This is a genomic window from Saccharothrix hoggarensis (assembly GCF_052936025.1).
Map to the genome: position 1 here is coordinate 3,530,881 of NZ_CP193624.1, position 16,780 is coordinate 3,547,660.

Genomic DNA, 16,780 nt, shown 5'->3' on the forward strand with positions numbered 1-16,780 from the left:
CCGTCACCTCTCGTGCCCGGCGACGAGGCGGTCGTCGGAGCCGCCGAGCAGCCGCCGGTCGTCCAACCCGACGTGCTCCTCCGCGTGGACCGGGGCCACCTCGACGAACGTCACCTCGTGCCGCGCCAGCGCGAGGTCCAGCGCCACCCGCCCGTCCACCACAGCCTCCGACCGGTGTTCGAGCGCGGGACGGGCGCAGTCGCGCAGCACGTCCACCGTCCGCCGGTCCGGTGATCGCGGCCGGCCCAGCTCGCGCCACGCCCCGAACGCGTTGCCGTCGTGCTCGTTCACGCGTTCCCGGCGCACGAACGCGCGCGGGCCGGCCAGCGGGACCGACAGCCGCACCTCGTGCCGCTCGGGGGCGTCCGGCGCGTCCGTGCCGCCGACCGGCTGCCACGCCAGCACGGTGACGCGGCCGTCGTCGTCGACGCACACCAGGTGGTCCTCGCCGCGGGCCAGCACGTGCGTGCCCATCCGGGCCATGAACGCGTAGAGGTGGTAGGTCGGTTTCGGCACCTGGCGGTGCGTGAGCAGCCCGAACCCGCCGTGGAACAAGGAGGTCGGCACGTTCTCCTCCTCGAACACGTCGCAGAACGTCCAGTAGGAGTACGAGTCGACCAGGTCCGTGCCGCCGGTGAGCACGGGCGCGAGGTACGCGGCGTGGTAGGCGGTGTCGTGGATGGGGTTGTCCGGCCGGTACGACGAGTTGTACTCGGTGATGTGCACCGGCAGCCCGGCCAGCGCGGTGCCCGCCAGGTGCTTGCGCGGCGCGTCGAACTGCTCCAGCAGCGTCCGCGGCGGCGCCAGGGTCTGGTAGGTGCCGAACGGGACGTGCTGCGCTGGCCCGGACGAGTAGGCGTGCCTGCTGACGAAGTCGACCGGCACGTCGCGGCGGGTGACGAAGTCCGCGAACGGCTGCCACCACTCGTCCGAGCCGGGTGAGATGGCGGGACCGCCGACCTGGAGCCCGGCGTCCACGTCCTTGACGGTCCGCGCGGTGATCTCGTAGAGCCGGAAGTACGCCTCCTGGTCGGCGTCCTTCCAGAAGTGCGGGAGGTTGGGCTCGTTCCACACCTCGATCGGCCAGGTGCGCACCTCGTCCACGCCGTAGCGGTCCACGAGGTGCCGCAGCACCGCGCGCACGACCGCCGCCCACTCGTCCGGGTCGGCGGGCGGGGTGATGTTGCCCTTCCACCAGAACACGGTGTCCTCGCCCGAGGCGAGCGCCGTGGGCATGAACCCGAGCTCGACGAACGGCCGCAACCCCAGCTCCAGGAACCGGTCGAACACCTGGTCCACGTAGGTGAACGAGTACCGGACCCGGTCGCCGGACACCCGGTGCACGCCCATGTCGTCGGACAGCAGCCCGTGCCCGCGGATGTGGCGGAAGCCGATGTCCCGCTGTACCACCGCCAGGGACTCCTGGTAGTCGGCGCGCAGCGCGAGGTTCAACCGACCGGTCCCCACGCAGTGCCGCCACGACCCGGACAGGCGGCCAACCGGCTCACCAGGCACAACCGTGCGGTCCACAACCCCTCCACCCACCACCACGACACCCCTGCCACGGACCCACGCCGCCGGGTCGCGTCGGTCGCTCGCGACTCATTTCCCGGCGATCACGCTTTTCGATCGCTGGGAAATCAGTCGCGAACGACCGACTTCCGAGCGACCCGGCCGCCGTCTGCGGAGTAGCGGCCAAAGATCCAGCTCGCTGGGAAATCAGTCGCTAACGACCGACGTCCCAGCGACCCGGCCCGCCGTCTGCGGAGCAGCGGCAATTCAACTCAGCCGTTCTTCTTCTTGTAGCGGTCGTACGCGCTGTTCACCAGCTGCATGTACTCGCTCATGCCCTTGGCGTCCAGCTCCTTGACGTAAGCGTCCCAGGTGGACATGTCACGGCTGCCGAGGATGAACTGGAGCGTCGACTGCGTGACGTAGTCCTTCAGCGGCGACTCCCACAGCGTGGCCCGCTCGCGCTCGACCTCGTCGAACGGCGCCGGCGGGGCCAGCGGCAGGACCTTCTTGTTCGCCATGGTCTTCTGGAAGGCGATCTCCTCCTCGGTGAACATCGACTGGAGCAGCTCGGTGGAGCCGCCGTAGGCGAACACGCCGCCCTGGAAGCCGAAGTCGCGCTGGAGGTTCTTGGGCGCGCCCGCGTTCATGCCGCCGAAGGCGATGTCCGACTTGAGGGCCCGCTTGCCGCCGTCCTTGTCGTAGGTGGTGCCCAGCACGCCCCACTTGGCGAACTCCTGGCCCTCGTCGGAGTACCACAGCCAGTCGATGAACTGCATGGTCGCCACGAACTTGTCGCTCTCGGCGGCCTTGGCCGAGATCATCAGGCCGTTCTCCAGCCGCGTGCCGCGGATGACGTCACCCTTCGGCCCGGCGGGCAGCGGGATCTTCGCGACGGTCGCGCCGGGGATCTTCGCGATGTTGGGCCGGTAGTCGTTCACGATGTTCTGCGCGTTGCTGCTGATCGCGAACGACTTGCCGCCGGCGAACTTCTGGATCGCCGCGTCGTCCTTCTGCGTGAAGCTCTCCGGGTCCATCAGGCCCTCCGCGACGAGCTTGCGGAAGAACTCGACGAGCTGCTTGTACTCGGGCGTGACGCCGGTGAAGTCGAACTTCTGCGCCGACTCGTTCCACGTCGTGTTCTTGACGTAGCCCCAGCCGGCCTGGGTGCCGAACGTCTGGCCGGCGTAGTTCAGGATCGACTTGCCCTCGAACCGGTCGGAGAGCGGGTAGCTGTCCGGGTTCGCGGCCTTGATCGCCTTGAGGACGGTGTAGACCTCGTCCCAGTTCTTCGGCGTGGAGAGGTTGAGGCGGGCCAGCTCGTCGGTGCGGAACGCGAGCGAGTAGTCCTGCCACACGTTCTCGTGCACGCCGGGCAGGAGGTAGAACTTGCCGTCCTCCTGGCGCAGCGTGTTCAGCTCCGGCTGGAGCTTCCACTTCTCGATCTTGTCCTTGAAGTGCGGCATCAGGTCGATGTAGTCGCTCACCGGCAGGATGGCGCCGGACGACACGAACGCCTCCTCCTGACCCGGGTAGGTCTTGGACAGGATCGTCGGCGCGTTGCCCGAGCTGATCAGCAGCCCGCGCTTCTGGTCGTAGTCGCTGTACGGCACGACCGTCGGCTTGAGCGTGACGTTGGTCCGCTTGGTGATCTCGGACCACAGCAGCCAGTCGTTCTTCAGCGGGTAGTGCGCCTGGTCGAGGTAGAGCAGGCTCACGTCCAGCGGCTCGGTGGCCTTGAACTGGTCGCCGGCCTTGTACTCGGCCATCGCAGCGGCCTTCTTGCCGTCGAGGTTGAGGCCGCCGGCGGCCGGGTCCTCGTCGCTGCACGCCGCCGTGCCGACCACGAGGCTGCCTGCCACGAGAGTCAGAAGCGTGCGCTTCCATGTCGATCGCATCGTGCTCTCCTCAGGTGTGTGACACCGTCGTCAACTCGGAGGCGCGCTACTGCTTGACGGCGCCGAGCATCACGCCCGACACGAAGTAGCGCTGGATGAACGGGTAAACAACGACGATGGGCAGCACGGTGAGCACCATCGTCACGGCCTTGATGTTCGCGGAGATCGCCACCGCGTTGGTCTCCACCGCGCCGACCGACGTCGCGGAGGACGCGCCGGCGATCATGTTGCGCAGGTAGACGGTGACCGGGAAGAGGTCGGCCCGGTCGAAGTAGAGGAAGGCCTGGAACCACGAGTTCCAGTTCGCGACCGCGTAGAACAGGATCATCGTCGCCAGCACGGCCTTCGACAGCGGCAGCACGATCCTCAGCAGGATGCCGTAGGAGTTCAGGCCGTCGATCGAGGCGGCCTCCTCCAGCTCCTCGGGCAGGCTCTCGAAGAACGCCTTCATCACCAGCAGGTTGAACACGCTGATCGCGTTGGGCAGCACGACCGCCCAGATCGTGTTGGTCAGGCCGAGGCCGTTGACCAGCACGTAGTTCGGGATCAGGCCGCCGTTGAAGAACATGGTGAACACGGCGATGCCGATGAGCAGGTTGCGGCCCTTAAGGTTCCGCTTCGACAGCACGTACGCGCAGATCGTGGTGAGCACGATCGAGATGGCCGTCGCCGTCACCGTGTAGATGACGGTGTTCAGGTAGCTGTTCCAGAACGCGGGGTCGGCGGCGACGAGCGCGTAGGTGTCGAGGTTGAACCCGCGCGGCACCAGGTTCACCTGGCCGGTGCGGATGTACACCTCGCTGCTGAACGACTGCGCGACGATGTTGACGAACGGGTACAGCGTCACCGCGACCACGCCGAGCAGCACGATCGTGTTGACCACCCGGAAGACCCGGTAGCCGCGCGAGTCGTCGAGCGAGGTGGGGCGGGGCGCGGCGGGCTTGTCCAGCCGGGACGCGAGCCGCGTCGGGTCGGTGGTCACCACAGGCTCGTCCCCACTGCTCGGCGCGAGATCGCGTTGGCGGACAGGATCAGCGTGAGGCCGATGACGGACTCGAACAGCCCGATCGCGGCGGCGTAGCTGAAGTTGTTGGACACCAGGCCGACCCGGTACAGGTACGTCGAGACGACGTCCGCGGTCGGGTAGGTCAGCGGGTTGTAGAGCAGCAGGACCTTCTCGAAGCCCACCGCCAGGAACGTGCCGATGTTCAGGATCAGCAGCGTGATCATCGTCGGCCGGATGCCCGGCAGCGTCACGTGCCACGTCTGCTGCCAGCGGTTGGCGCCGTCGATCCGGGCCGCCTCGTACAGCTGCGTGTCGATCGTGGTCAGCGCGGCCAGGTAGAGGATCGTGCCCCAGCCGACGGTCTGCCACACCTCGGAGGAGATGTACAGCGTGCGGAACCAGCCGGGGTCCTGGATGAACGAGATCGCGTCGCCGCCGAACGCGCCGATGACCTGGTTGACCGTGCCCTCGATCGACGTCAGCTGCATGACCATGCCGGCGACGATGACGATCGACAGGAAGTGCGGCAGGTAGGACACCGTCTGCACGAACCGCTTGAAGTAGCGCGAGCGGACCTCGTTGAGCAGCAGCGCCAGCACGATCGGCAGCGGGAAGCAGAACAGCAGGGTCAGCGCGCCGAGGATCAGCGTGTTGCCGAAGACGTGCCAGAAGTTGGGGTCGCTGATGAACATCTTGACGTACCGCAGGCCCACCCACGACTCGCCGTAGATGCTGCCGCCCGGCACGAACCGCCGGAACGCGATGACGTTGCCGAGCATCGGCAGGTAGCGGAAGACCAGGAAGAACAGGAGCGGGACGATCACGAGCGTGTAGAGCTGCCAGTCGCGCTTCCACGCCTTGCGCCAGGTCGTCCTGTGCCGGGGCGTTCTCGCCGCCTTCGGCGGTTTCGAGGGCTTCGTCGGCGCCGCCTCGGCGGCGGGTTCGCTGAGCCGGGTGGTCATGCTCGTGCCACCTCCTCGTGGGTGACCGACACGTCGGTGAGCCGCCGCCGCGTGTGGTCGACTTCGCGCAGGGGGCCCACGAGCCGCAGGTCCACCGCCTCGTGCACGTCCTCGCTGGACCGCGACACGCGCAGCTGCACCGCACCCGGCTCCACCACGCGCCGCCCGTCCAGGCCGGTGAACGACGTGACGTCGGCCGGGACGCGGAACGTCACGCGGGCCGACGCGCCGCCCTCCAGCGGCACCCGCGCGTACCCGACGAGCCGCACCACCGGGCGGGTCACCTGGGCGACGGGGTCGTGCAGGTAGAGCTGCACCACGTCCGCCCCGGCGCGCGTGCCGGGGTTGCGCACGTCGAGTTCCAGCTCCACCTCGCCGTCCGTGGTCCACGGCCGGTCGGCCGCCACCCGCGCGGACGACCAGGTGAACGTGTCGTAGCCCAGTCCGTGGCCGAACGGGAAGGCGGGCGTCGGGTCCACGTTGGACACCCCGCTGCGGCGTCCGAGGGGCGCGGACAGGTAGGTGCCGGGCTGACCGGACGGATCGCCCGGGATGCCCACCGGAAGCCGGCCCGACGGCGAGACGGCGCCGGTCAGGACGTCCGCGATCGCGGTCCCGCCGAGCTGGCCGGGGAAGAACGCCTGCACGGTCGCCGCCGCGCCGCCGGCCAGGTCGCCGATCGCGTACGGCCGGCCGGTGATCAGCAGCAGCACCACCGGCGTGCCGGTGGCGGCGACCGCCCGGACCAGCTCCGCCTGCCCGCCGGGGAGCACGAGCTCGGTCGCGTCGCAGCCCTCACCGGACGTGCCGCGCCCGAACAGGCCCGCCAGGTCGCCGACGGCCACGACGCACACGTCCGCCTCCGCCGCCGCGGCCACCGCGGCGGCCAGGTCGTCGGGCGCGCTCTCGCCGATGATCTCGCAACCGCGGGCGTGCGTGACGGCGCCGTCCACGGCGTCCCGCAGCGCGGCGAGCACGGTCGGGATCTCCAGGCCCAGCGGGACGTCCGGGTGGTGCACACCGATGTGCGCCGGGAACGAGTAGCAGCCGAGCATCGCCATCGGGTCGTCCGCGAGCGGGCCGACCACGGCGAGCCGGAGGCCGGGCCGCAGCGGCAGGACGCCGTCGTTGGCCAGCAGCACCACGGACTCGCGGGCGAGCCGCAGCGCGACGTCCCGGGCGTGCGGGGAGTCGAGCTCCAGGTTGTCGACGTCCGCGGGCAGGGCGGACCACTCGGGGTCGAGCAGGCCGAGCTCCACCTTCTGCCGCAGCACGCGCCGCAACGCGCGGTCGACCAGCGCCTCGTCCACGTCGCCGCGCTTGACCGCGTCGAGCAGCGGCGCGCCGTAGCACCGCACGGTCGGCAGCTCCACGTCCACGCCCGCGGTCAGCGCCAGCGCGGCGGCGTGCGCCTCGTCCTCGGCCACGCCGTGCAGCGTCTGCAGGAACTTCACCGCGAAGTAGTCGGCGACGACCGTGCCGTCGAAGCCCCAGGTGTCGCGCAGCAACGTGGTGAGCAGCCCCGCGTCGGCCGCCGACGGCACGCCGTCGACGTCGCTGTAGGAGTGCATGACCGACCGGACGCCGCCGTCGTGCACGGCCATCTCGAACGGCGGCAGCACGACGTCGGCGAACTCGCGCGGGCCGATGGCCACCGGCGCGAGGTTGCGCCCGGCGCGTGAGGCGGAGTAGCCCGCGAAGTGCTTGAGCGTGGCGACGATCCCGGTGCCTTCGAGACCGCGCACGTACGCCGTGCCCACCGTGCCGACGAGGTACGGGTCCTCGCCGATGGTCTCCTCGGTCCGGCCCCAGCGGTAGTCCCGCGTGACGTCGAGGACCGGCGCCAAGCCCTGGTGCACGCCCGCCGCCCACATCGAGCGGCCGATCAGGCCCGCCATCTCGGCGACGAGCGCGGGGTCGAACGACGCGCCCCAGGACAGGGGAGCGGGGTACGCGGTGGCCTGCCACGCGGCGAAGCCGGTGAGGCATTCCTCGTGCACCAGCGCCGGGATGCCGAACCGGTTGGCGGCGACCACCTGCTGCTGGGACAGGGCGAGCGAACGGGCGCCGGCCACCGGGTCGACCGGCCGGGTGCCGAACGGGCGGGTGAGCTGGCCGAGGCCGGAGGCGATGACGTCGTGCCACACCACCGGGTCGCCGGTCAGGTCGTTCTGGTGAGGGGCGACCTCGCCGCCGTCGGGATCGGCGCCGACCCAGACGCCGACGAGCTGCGCGAGCTTCTCCTCGAGCGTCATCGCGGCCACGAGCGCTTCGACCCGCTCGGCGACCGGCAGCCCGACGTCGTGCCAGGCCGCGTCCGGCCGGTCGGCGGTCGTCCTGACGGCGTCGCCCAATGGCGTCGCCGCGACGTCCGTCGTCCTGTTCATCATCGACCAGGTACCTCCGCTCACGTCCTCGTGGCGACCGAAAGTATCGAAGCAACTTCCGACATGCCGATCCGGTGGGGAGAACGTAGGGGGATCTCCGCAAGACGTCAACAGTTCCGGACGGTTCGATATCTTCGCAGTTCATAGGCCATCGGATCGGCTCAGATCAGGTTCACACCCATGAACAATTTCAGGCTGCGTTGAGCTGATTGGCGGCAAAGCTGGAGATCGGAACGCCGAACCTTTACGCTTTGGCTTCGAAACTTTAGATGGATTTTGGACCGGCATGCGGGCGCGCCGGCCGCGCGCGAACCAGGGGGCAGCATGAGTTCGTCGACCGAGCCGGACACCGGGGCCGCGCCGGAGAAGGGAGCGAAGGGCACGGCGTCCATCTCGTCCATCGCGGCCGAGGCGGGCGTGTCCATCCCGACCGTCTCCAAGGTGCTCAACGGACGCCCGGACGTCGCCGCCGACACCCGCGCCCGGGTGGAGAGCGTCATCGAGCAGCACCGGTACCGGCGCCGACGGGCGCGGCACTCCTCCCGGCCCGCCCTGATCGACCTGGTCTTCCACGAGATGAACTCGGCCTGGTCCACCGAGATCATCCGCGGCGTCGAGCTGGCCGCCGCCGACGAGCGGGCGGCCGTCGTGCTGTCCGAGCTGGGCGGCGAGCACCGGCCGCGCCGCGAGTGGTTCGACGACCTGCTCGCCCGCCGCCCGCTCGGCGTCATCCTCGTGCTGGCCGGGCTGGACGACGAGCAGCGCCGCCAGCTGGCCACCCGCAACATCCCGTTCGTGTTCGTCGACACCGCGGGCGAGCCGCCGCCCGGCGTGCCGACCGTCGGATCGGCCAACTGGGCCGGCGGCCTCGCCGCGACCCGGCACCTGCTCTCGCTCGGCCACCGCCGGATCGCCGTCATCTCCGGCCCGACGACCATGCTGTGCAGCCGGGCCCGCGTCGACGGCTACCGCAGCGCGCTGGAGGCCGCGGACGTCGTCGTGGACCCGGACTTCGTGCGCTACGGCGACTTCTACGTCGTCGGCGGCTACAACCACGGCCTCGACCTGCTCAGCCGCGCCGACCGGCCCACCGCGATCTTCGCCGGGTCGGACTTCCAGGCGCTGGGCGTCATGCGGGCCGCGCGCGAACTCGGCCTGTCCGTCCCGGAGGACGTGTCGATCGTCGGCTACGACGACCTGTCGGTCAGCGAGTGGACCGGGCCGCGGCTGACGACCGTGCGGCAGCCGTTGCGCGAGATGGCGACCACGGCCGCGCAGATGGTGTTCAGCCTGGCCCGCGGCAAGCGGCCGCCGAACGAGCGGATAGACCTCGCCACCGAACTCGTCGTCCGCGAGAGCACCTGCCCGCCGCGCGTGCCGTAGCGGCTACCGCAAGGGGGTGTGGGCCGGGTCGACGCGCTCGCCCTCGCGCACGGGACCGGGCGGCGTGCCGTCGCCGAAGGGCCGCCCGCCGAGCGCTTCCCGCCCGTGCGCGGTGACCCAGCCCGACAGGTCCGGCCCGGCGGGCACGATCCCGCTCGGGTTGATGTCCTTGTGCACCACGTAGTAGTGCTGCTTGATCTGCGTGAAGTCGACCGTGTCGCCGAACCCGGGCGTCTGGAACAGGTCCCGCGCGTAGGCCCAGAGCACCGGCATCTCGGCGAGCTTCTGCCGGTTGCACTTGAAGTGCCCGTGGTAGACGGCGTCGAAGCGGACCAGCGTGGTGAACAGCCGCACGTCGGCCTCGGTGATCGTGTCGCCGACGAGGTACCGCCGGTCCCGCAGCCGGTCCTCCAGCCAGTCGAGCGCGGTCCACAGCCGGGTGTGCGCCTCGTCGTACGCCTCTTGCGTGCCCGCGAACCCGCACCGGTACACGCCGTTGTTCACCTCGGTGAACACCCGCCGGTTGACCGACTCGACCTCGTCGCGGTGCGCGTCGGGCAGCAGGTCCGGCGCGCCGTCCCGGTGGTAAGCCCGCCACTGGGTCGACAGGTCCAGCGTGATCTGCGCGAAGTCGTTCGTCACCACGGCGCCCGTCGTCGTGTCCACGATCGCCGGCACCGTGATCCCGCGCGGGTAGTCGGGGTCGCGCTTGAAGTACGCCTCCTGGAGGCGTTCGATGCCGAGCACCGGGTCACGCCCGCCGGGGTCGAGGTCGAACGTCCACGACCGCTCGTCGTGCGTCGGCCCCGGCAGCCCGAGCGACAGCGCGTCCTCCAGCCCCAGCAGCCGCCGCACGATGATGGACCGGTTCGCCCACGGGCACGCCCGCGCCGCCACCAGCCGGTACCGCCCCGGGACCACCGGGAACCCGTCCCGCCCGTCGGCCGTCACCCGGGTCGTGATGTACCGGGTGTCGCGCGTGTACTCCTTGCCCTTGACGGAGTACGTCCCGCCCCGGGCGTGCTCGGGGTTCGCGTCACCGGCAACCGACGTCTCGCTCACGTCACCGAGCCTACGTGCGGTCTGCGGAACCGGCCTGTCCACGCGGACAAGGCCGCCCGCAACGTGTGCTGTGCCCAGGACTGTTGCCGCAGGTCAAGTGCTCCATCGATAGCACTTCCGGCAAGCGCGGTCGATACCCCCCGTCCAAGGAAGGGCGGGCACACGCGTCTCCCCGAATCCATGTCCGGAGGGTGATCGCTGTGTGATCATGTGGTCGACCGGACGGGTGGTACCAGTGGTCCCGATCCGGGGAGACCTCATCCGGCGCGGTGGGAGTTGATCGTGAAAGGGCTGATGTGACCCGCTTGCTGATCCAACCGGCTGCGAACGAGGAAGCCTCGCGCAACCGCGAGAAAACGCTGCACAACGACGTCGCCTTCACCGAGCCCCGCTACTGGTCGACGTTGTCCGCGCGCGAGCGCGACACCTTGCGGGAACTCCACCCGACAGGCTCTGCCAGGTTCTGGGGAACCCGCGCGTTCCTCAACCGGAGGATGGCTGACGTCACTGTGGGCGACGTGGCGCTGTTCGTGTGGGAGAACCACGTCCGTGCGATCGGCGAGGTCGGTGCGAGCTTCCGGAACAAGGCGTTCGCCGACGAGCTGTGGAAGGAGTCGGCAGGTGAGGACAGCTTCGTCAACGTCTACAGCCTGACGGGTCTCGCCGACGGGGTGCTGATCCCGTACCGGACCTTGGCGGACGTGTCCGGTGGAGCCCTCAAGGGCCCATTCATGTCGGGGAGGGTGGTCGACGACCCTGCGCTGGTCGACCAGGTGATCAGCGGTCTCGGGATCGAGACCTCCAGTGCCGCGGCACTGGAGAAGGCACGCGAGGATTACATCGAGTCGCGGTTGGAGCGGGGGCTGGCCGTGGAACTGGAAAAGTTCCACACGGCGAACACGACGTACGCCCGTACGACTCGCTCGATCACGGTCCACCGTGGCGAGTCGAAGTTGGTTGAGGAGTACGCGGCGGCGAATGTCGACGTGACGTTCCGCCGGTTCACATCGGTCGCCGGCGTGTCGGACATGTACGCGTGCGGTCCGGATGGCGCCGAGGTGATCGAGGCCAAAGGAGGTGCCAGCCGCGAACGGGTGCGTCAGGCCGTCGCGCAGCTCCTCCACTACGCGCCGAGGTGCCCGGAGCCGCCTGTTGTCCGCCTTACCGCGTTGTTCCCGGTACGACCCGCCACCGACGACATCGCACTCCTGCACGGGGTGGGAATCGACTGCGTGTACCGCCAAGATCCCGCGACGTTCACGCGGCTGGAGGCGCCCGCCGCCAGGCGTGCGCACATGAGGCCGATCTGGAACAACGCCCTGCCCAGCTGAGTTTACAGCGGTCTCGCCATCATCAACGTCTCCTACCCGAACCGCACCCCTTCTGGGCGCTGCTGTGGGAGTGGATGTTCATGCCTACCCGCACTGACGGGCGTGAGCAGGACGTAGCGAGGAGCCTGGCTTCAGGCCCGTGGTCGCGGTGAAGGTACGGCGCGGCCGGTCGGGCGGTGGGTGAAGGTGGTCGCCCGGACGGGTTCCGTGTCGGCCCGGCGCTTGACACGGGCGGCGTGGCACGAAATGTGCGGGCGGCTCTGGCAGGCTTCCGGGCAGGCGCGGCCGGACGGCGCGCCGCGGTGGAGGGGATGGACGACGTGAGCGCTGGAGACCGCCGCTGGACCGATCGCGGTGAGGCCATCGGGCACGGGGTGACCTGGCTGGCGCGGTGGAGCACCCGCCTGGCGCTGGTCGCCATCGGCTTCGTGCTGCTCGGCATGCTCATCGGCAGGCTGTGGGTCGTCGTGATGCCGGTCCTGCTCGGCCTGCTGATCACCACGGTCCTGTGGCCGCCCGCCCGGTGGCTGCGCGCCCGCGGCGTGCCCGCCGCGCTGGCCGCGACGATCGTGCTGCTCGGCGGGCTGGCCGTGCTCGGCGGCGTCCTGGCGCTGATCTCGACGTCGATCGCGTCCGGTGTGCCGGAGATCGCCGAGAGCGCCAGCCGCGCCCTGCAGCAGGCCCGCGAGTGGATGGCCGGCCCGCCGTTCAACCTCGGGGACAGCCAGCTCGACCAGCTGCTCCAGCAGGGCGTCGACCAGCTGCAGGCCAGCGTCGGCTCCATCGCCAACGGGCTGCTCACCGGCGTCGGCACGGTCACCTCCGGCATCGTCACCGGCATCGTCGCGCTGCTGCTCGCGTTCCTGTTCGTCAAGGACGGCCCGCTGTTCACGCCGTGGCTGCGCGGCGTGATCGGCGAGCGCGCCGGCGGGCACGTGACCGTGGTGCTGGAGCGCGTGTGGACGACGCTCGGCGACTTCATCCGCACCCAGGCGATCGTGAGCCTGGTGGACGCCGTGCTGATCGGCCTCGGCCTGGTGATCCTCGGCGTGCCGCTCGCGGTGCCGCTGGCGGCGCTGACGTTCCTCGGCGGGTTCATCCCCATCGTCGGCGCGTTCATCGCGGGCGCGCTGGCCGTGCTGGTCGCGCTGGTCAGCAACGGGCTCACCGCGGCGCTGATCATGCTGGCGGTCGTGGTGGTGGTCCAGCAGGTCGAGGGGAACGTGCTGCAGCCGGTCCTCCAGTCGCGCAGCCTGCGCCTGCACGCGGCCGTGGTGCTGCTCGCCGTGACGGCCGGCAGCACCCTGTACGGCATCGCCGGGGCGTTCCTCGCGGTCCCGGTGGTCGCCGCGGCCGCCGTCGTGCTGCGGTACCTGGGGGAGGTGGCCGACCGGCACACGGCGGGCCGCGCCGTCGCCGGTGATCACCCACCGGCGCCCGGAACCTCCGCCGAGCCGGAGCGGGAGCGTGGTGCGGAGGAGTGAGTTTCGTGGAGAAACCCGTGGTTATCATGCGCGGATGCTCCGACGCACTTACGACGACCAGGTCTGCTCGATCGCCCGCGCGCTGGAGGTCGTCGGCGAGCGCTGGACGCTGCTGATCGTGCGGGACGCCCTGTCGGGCGTCACCCGGTTCGACGGGTTCCTGGCCCGGCTGCCGATCGCGCGCAACGTCCTCAGCGACCGCCTCACCGGCCTGGTCGACCACGGGGTGCTGGAGCGCGTGCCGTACCAGGACCGGCCGCCGCGCCACGAGTACCGGCTCACCGCCCGGGGCCGCGAGCTGACGCCGGTCATCCTGGCGCTCATGGCGTGGGGCGACCGGCACGTGCCGACCCCGTCCGGCCCGCCGACCCTGGTGGAGCACGCGGGCTGCGGCGGTTCCGTCGGGACGCGGATGGTGTGCGACTGCTGCGGCGAGCGCGTGGCGCCGGAAGCCGTCGTCACGCGGCCCAACGTCGCTGCCAGAGCACCAGGACCGGCGGGACGGTGAACTCGATCGCCAGCAGCACCAGCATCATCGGGTGGGGCGTGCCCTCGGCCACCCACGACACGACCCGCGCCAGACCGCCGACGAACACGGCGGCGCAGACGAACCGCAACACCGTCGTGGACTCCCGGACCCGGCGCGCCACCGACAGCATCGCCACGCCCATCGCCAGCCACATCGCGGCGAAGAACCGGTAGTTGCTGTCCAGCGTGGGCGCCGCCGCCGGGGTGCCCGGCAACAGGGACGGCCCGATCGCCACCTCCGCCAACCCGGTGCCGACCATGAACACGCCGAGCACCACCACGACCGCCTGGAACGCCTTCACCCGAACCCCCCGTCCGACGTGCGCGTTCCGCCGCACACCGGTCGTGGGCCGGGACGTCCGCGTCACGATCAAGCTCCCCGGCCTGAACGTACCACCGGGAAACTGAGGGTCGATCATGGCGGCGGCGCTCGTGCGACGGGGGCCGCGGCGGTGTCGCCGCGGCCCCCGGTGGCCCTACCTCAGGCCGTGCAGGCCGCCCCGCCCAGCGTCACGCCGGACGGCGCGCTCGCCGTGCCGTTGGCGGTGAACCCGAGCGACACCGACGCGCCCGGCGCCAGCGACGGCGCGTAGGACGGCGCGGTCACCGTCACGGTGGTGCCGCTCTGGCTGAACGTGCCGTTCCACCCGCTGCCGATGGTCACGCCCGCGGGCAGGGTGAACACGACCTTCCACGGGTTGGCCGCGGCGGTGGCGCTGTTGGTCACCGTCAGCGAGCCCTGGAAGCCGCCCTGCCAGGCGTTGTCCTGCCGCCACACCGCCTTGCACGCGCCCGAGCCGTTGCCGTTGGACGTCGTGGTGGTGGTCGTAGTGGTGGTAGTCGTCGTCCCACCGCCCGTCGGCGGGATCAGGTACGGCTGGAGGATCGACTGCTTGGCCTGGTTGACCGTGGTCCAGTCGTCGCCGACGATGCCGCCCGTGTCACCGGAGTTCGGGTTCCACGACCAGTAGGTGAACGAGATGCCGTCCACGCCCTTGCCGGTGTAGGCCATCAGGTTCTCCAGCCACACCTTGTCCTTCGGGTTGGCCAGCGTCGAGCCGAACTCGCCCATCATCAGCGGCGCGGTGCCGCTCTTGTAGAGGTAGCCCCAGTACTTGTCCCAGATCGCGGGCATGTTCGCCGGGAAGTCCGGCGCGTTGAACCACTTCTGCTCGAACACCGAGGTCGCGTACTCGTGCGGCGAGTAGACCAGCCGGTTCGGCACGCTCAGCCGCACCGGGAACTGGCCCGCCTTGGACAGGTTGCCGCCCCACCAGCCGCAGTCCTCGTCGTTGGACGGGTCGTTGTCCCAGGTGTCGGACAGACCGCCGCTCGGGCAGCTCACGCCCTCGACGAAGATCAGCCAGTTCGGCTGCACGGACAGGATGGCGTTGCCCGCGCGCTCGGCGGCCAGCCGCCAGTCGCGCTCCACCACGCCGCAGCCCCAGCACGCGCCGGTGGCGTTGGGGTTGGTGCCCTCGGCGTGCGGCTCGTTGTGCAGGTCGGCGCCGATGACGGTGGTGTTGCCCTTGTACCGCTCGGCCAGCATCTTCCAGTCGTTGATCCAGGTGCTCTCCGGGACGGTCGCGGTGTACCAGAGCGCGGACTGCCCGGCGCTGGTCGGGCGGTGCCGGTCGAGGATGATCCGCATCCCCTTCTGACCCGCGTAGTCGACGACCTTGTCCAGGATCTGCAACGGGGACAGGCCGGTCAGGTCGGGGTTGACGTAATCGTTGACCCCGGAGGCCGTCGCACCGGGCTTGAGCGCGTCGTTGGAGAAGGGCACGCGGAGCGTGTTGTACCCGAGCTGGGCCATCTGGTCGAGCTGCTGCTTCCACGAGCGGTTGGACCACAGCCCGTGGAAGGTCTTGTTGTCGGTCTCCATGCCGAACCAGTTGATGCCGGTCAGCCGGACCGTCGCGCCGGTGCTGTCCACGATCTTGTTGCCCGCGGTGTGCAGGTAACCGCCTGCCGGGGCCGCCGTGACCTGTCCCGCCGTGGCGACCGCGACGACTCCGCTGACGGCCACCGCGGCCGTCAGCAGGGCGCCGAAGATCGATCTCCGTTGCCGCATACCGCTCTCCTTTGAGGATGTTCGCAACGTGCTCTGGGAGCGCTCCCAGGCGGAGCGTAGTGACGGCGGTCGAGGTGTTCAAGGACCAGAATCCGGCGCACTACCTGCGACGACGCGGCGTTGGGCCGAACGGGGTGGAATACGGGGTCCGGTTTCGGTCGCTCCGTCCGGTTCCCGTCCGCGGGCGTCAGCGCACGCCGCGAGGCCGGAACTGGACGCTGATCCGCGGTCCGACCGCGCGGGACGCCTTGGGCACGGCGTGCTCCCACGTCCGCTGGCATGAGCCACCCATGACGATCAGGTCGCCGTGGCCCAGCGCGTACCGCACGGTCGCGCCGCCGCCGCCGCGCGGGCGCAGGGCCAGCGCGCGGGGCGTGCCGACGGACACGATGGCGACCATCGTGTCCTCGGTGGAGCCTCGCCCGATCGTGTCACCGTGCCACGCCACGGAGTCCCGGCCGTCCCGGTAGTAGCAGAGCCCGGCCGTGCGGAACGGTTCGCCCAGCTCCTCGCCGTACCACGCGGTCAGCTCCGCGCGGGCGCGCGTCAGCACCGGGTCCGGCAGCGGCGCGTCCTCGTCGTAGAAGCAGAGCAGCCTCGGCACGTCGACCACGCGCTCGTACATCTGCCGGCGCTCGGCGCGCCACGGCACCTCGTCGACGAGCCTGCGGAACACCGCGTCCGCGCCGGTGAGCCAGCCGGGGAGCACGTCGACCCACGCGCCGTCGCCCAGCACCGTCCGCCGCACGGAGGTCAGCGGGCGCAGGCCGGGCGGCTCCGCGCCGTCGTCGAACAGCGACACCTGCATGAGGGCAGCATAACCCGAGAATCGAACACGCGTTCGACTCGTAGTGCACTCTATTGTTTCAGTGTTAACTTAAAGATCAGGCGTCCGGTTCGGGCTTGCGCCTTCTGCCACCGGTGCGGACCTGCTTGGAGCCCTCGTCCGAGGGCTCGGCGTTCTGCTTCCCCGAGGCGGCCGCGTCGGCCGTGCCAGGGTGGTCGGCGAGCAGGATGGCCGCCAGCTCGTCGTAGATAGGTGTGCTGCTCATGGAAGATCCTCTACCCCGTTTGGACGGAAGTTACACGCGTGTTCGGGGCGAGGTGCGGCCAGGGTTGGGAAAACGATCGACGCCACCCGAAAGGGGCCCGG

At 70.3% G+C, this 16,780-nt stretch carries 14 protein-coding genes; 4 read left to right on the top strand and 10 right to left on the bottom strand.

Annotated features, from left to right (window positions below; genetic code table 11):
* Positions 1-3: 3 nt before the first annotated feature.
* From ACRAKH_RS16220 to ACRAKH_RS16240, 5 genes are all read right to left on the bottom strand, one after another.
* A complete protein-coding gene (locus ACRAKH_RS16220; RefSeq protein ID WP_380721850.1) occupies positions 4-1,551 on the bottom strand; it encodes a GH39 family glycosyl hydrolase in 1,548 nt (515 codons plus the stop codon).
* A 233-nt stretch (positions 1,552-1,784) separates the two neighbouring features.
* Positions 1,785-3,374 carry an ABC transporter substrate-binding protein gene (locus ACRAKH_RS16225; protein ID WP_380721852.1) on the bottom strand — a complete coding sequence of 530 codons (1,590 nt, stop codon included), beginning with the start codon at positions 3,372-3,374 and terminating at the stop codon, positions 1,785-1,787.
* 82 nt (positions 3,375-3,456) lie between these two features.
* Positions 3,457-4,392 carry a carbohydrate ABC transporter permease gene (locus ACRAKH_RS16230; RefSeq protein ID WP_380721854.1) on the bottom strand — a complete coding sequence of 312 codons (936 nt, stop codon included), beginning with the start codon at positions 4,390-4,392 and terminating at the stop codon, positions 3,457-3,459.
* Complete coding sequence (locus ACRAKH_RS16235; RefSeq protein ID WP_380721856.1) at positions 4,389-5,378, bottom strand: ABC transporter permease; 990 nt, start codon at positions 5,376-5,378, stop codon at positions 4,389-4,391. The genes ACRAKH_RS16230 and ACRAKH_RS16235 overlap by 4 nt, the downstream gene beginning before the upstream one ends.
* The gene (locus ACRAKH_RS16240) at positions 5,375-7,765 is read right to left on the bottom strand and encodes a beta-xylosidase/alpha-l-arabinosidase (RefSeq protein ID WP_380721858.1); all 2,391 of its coding nucleotides are present in this window, start codon (positions 7,763-7,765) and stop codon (positions 5,375-5,377) included. Before ACRAKH_RS16240 ends, ACRAKH_RS16235 begins: the two co-directional genes overlap by 4 nt.
* Before the next feature lie 324 nt (positions 7,766-8,089).
* Between ACRAKH_RS16240 and ACRAKH_RS16245 the strand changes: the two genes are divergently transcribed.
* A complete protein-coding gene (locus ACRAKH_RS16245) occupies positions 8,090-9,148 on the top strand; it encodes a LacI family DNA-binding transcriptional regulator (RefSeq protein ID WP_380721860.1) in 1,059 nt (352 codons plus the stop codon).
* Positions 9,149-9,151: 3 nt separating this feature from the next.
* Here ACRAKH_RS16245 and ACRAKH_RS16250 read toward each other — a convergent pair whose 3' ends face one another.
* Positions 9,152-10,111 carry a glutathione S-transferase family protein gene (locus ACRAKH_RS16250; protein WP_380721898.1) on the bottom strand — a complete coding sequence of 320 codons (960 nt, stop codon included), beginning with the start codon at positions 10,109-10,111 and terminating at the stop codon, positions 9,152-9,154.
* 395 nt (positions 10,112-10,506) lie between these two features.
* Between ACRAKH_RS16250 and ACRAKH_RS16255 the strand changes: the two genes are divergently transcribed.
* The 3 genes from ACRAKH_RS16255 (at position 10,507) to ACRAKH_RS16265 (ending at position 13,533) form a co-directional block, all read left to right on the top strand.
* Entirely contained in the window at positions 10,507-11,541 is a 1,035-nt protein-coding gene (locus ACRAKH_RS16255; RefSeq protein ID WP_380721862.1) for a hypothetical protein, read from the top strand.
* 311 nt (positions 11,542-11,852) lie between these two features.
* Positions 11,853-13,025, top strand: a complete 1,173-nt coding sequence (locus tag ACRAKH_RS16260; protein ID WP_380721864.1) for an AI-2E family transporter — start codon at positions 11,853-11,855, stop codon at positions 13,023-13,025.
* Between the two features lie 34 nt (positions 13,026-13,059).
* Positions 13,060-13,533, top strand: coding sequence for a winged helix-turn-helix transcriptional regulator (locus tag ACRAKH_RS16265; RefSeq protein ID WP_380721866.1), 474 nt, complete (start codon positions 13,060-13,062; stop codon positions 13,531-13,533).
* Here the strand turns inward: ACRAKH_RS16265 and ACRAKH_RS16270 are convergent.
* From ACRAKH_RS16270 to ACRAKH_RS16285, 4 genes are all read right to left on the bottom strand, one after another.
* Complete coding sequence (locus tag ACRAKH_RS16270) at positions 13,484-13,921, bottom strand: DUF4345 domain-containing protein (protein ID WP_380721868.1); 438 nt, start codon at positions 13,919-13,921, stop codon at positions 13,484-13,486. The two genes, ACRAKH_RS16265 and ACRAKH_RS16270, sit on opposite strands and share 50 nt — an antisense overlap.
* Positions 13,922-14,034: 113 nt before the next feature.
* On the bottom strand, positions 14,035-15,627 hold the full coding sequence (locus ACRAKH_RS16275; protein WP_380721870.1) for a cellulase family glycosylhydrolase: 1,593 nt from the start codon (positions 15,625-15,627) through the stop codon (positions 14,035-14,037).
* Positions 15,628-15,814: 187 nt separating this feature from the next.
* Positions 15,815-16,435: an alpha-ketoglutarate-dependent dioxygenase AlkB gene (locus ACRAKH_RS16280; protein WP_380721872.1), complete on the bottom strand. Its 621-nt coding sequence runs from the start codon at positions 16,433-16,435 to the stop codon at positions 15,815-15,817.
* A gap of 76 nt (positions 16,436-16,511) precedes the next feature.
* Complete coding sequence (locus ACRAKH_RS16285) at positions 16,512-16,679, bottom strand: hypothetical protein (RefSeq protein WP_380721874.1); 168 nt, start codon at positions 16,677-16,679, stop codon at positions 16,512-16,514.
* Between the last annotated feature and the right edge of the window lie 101 nt (positions 16,680-16,780).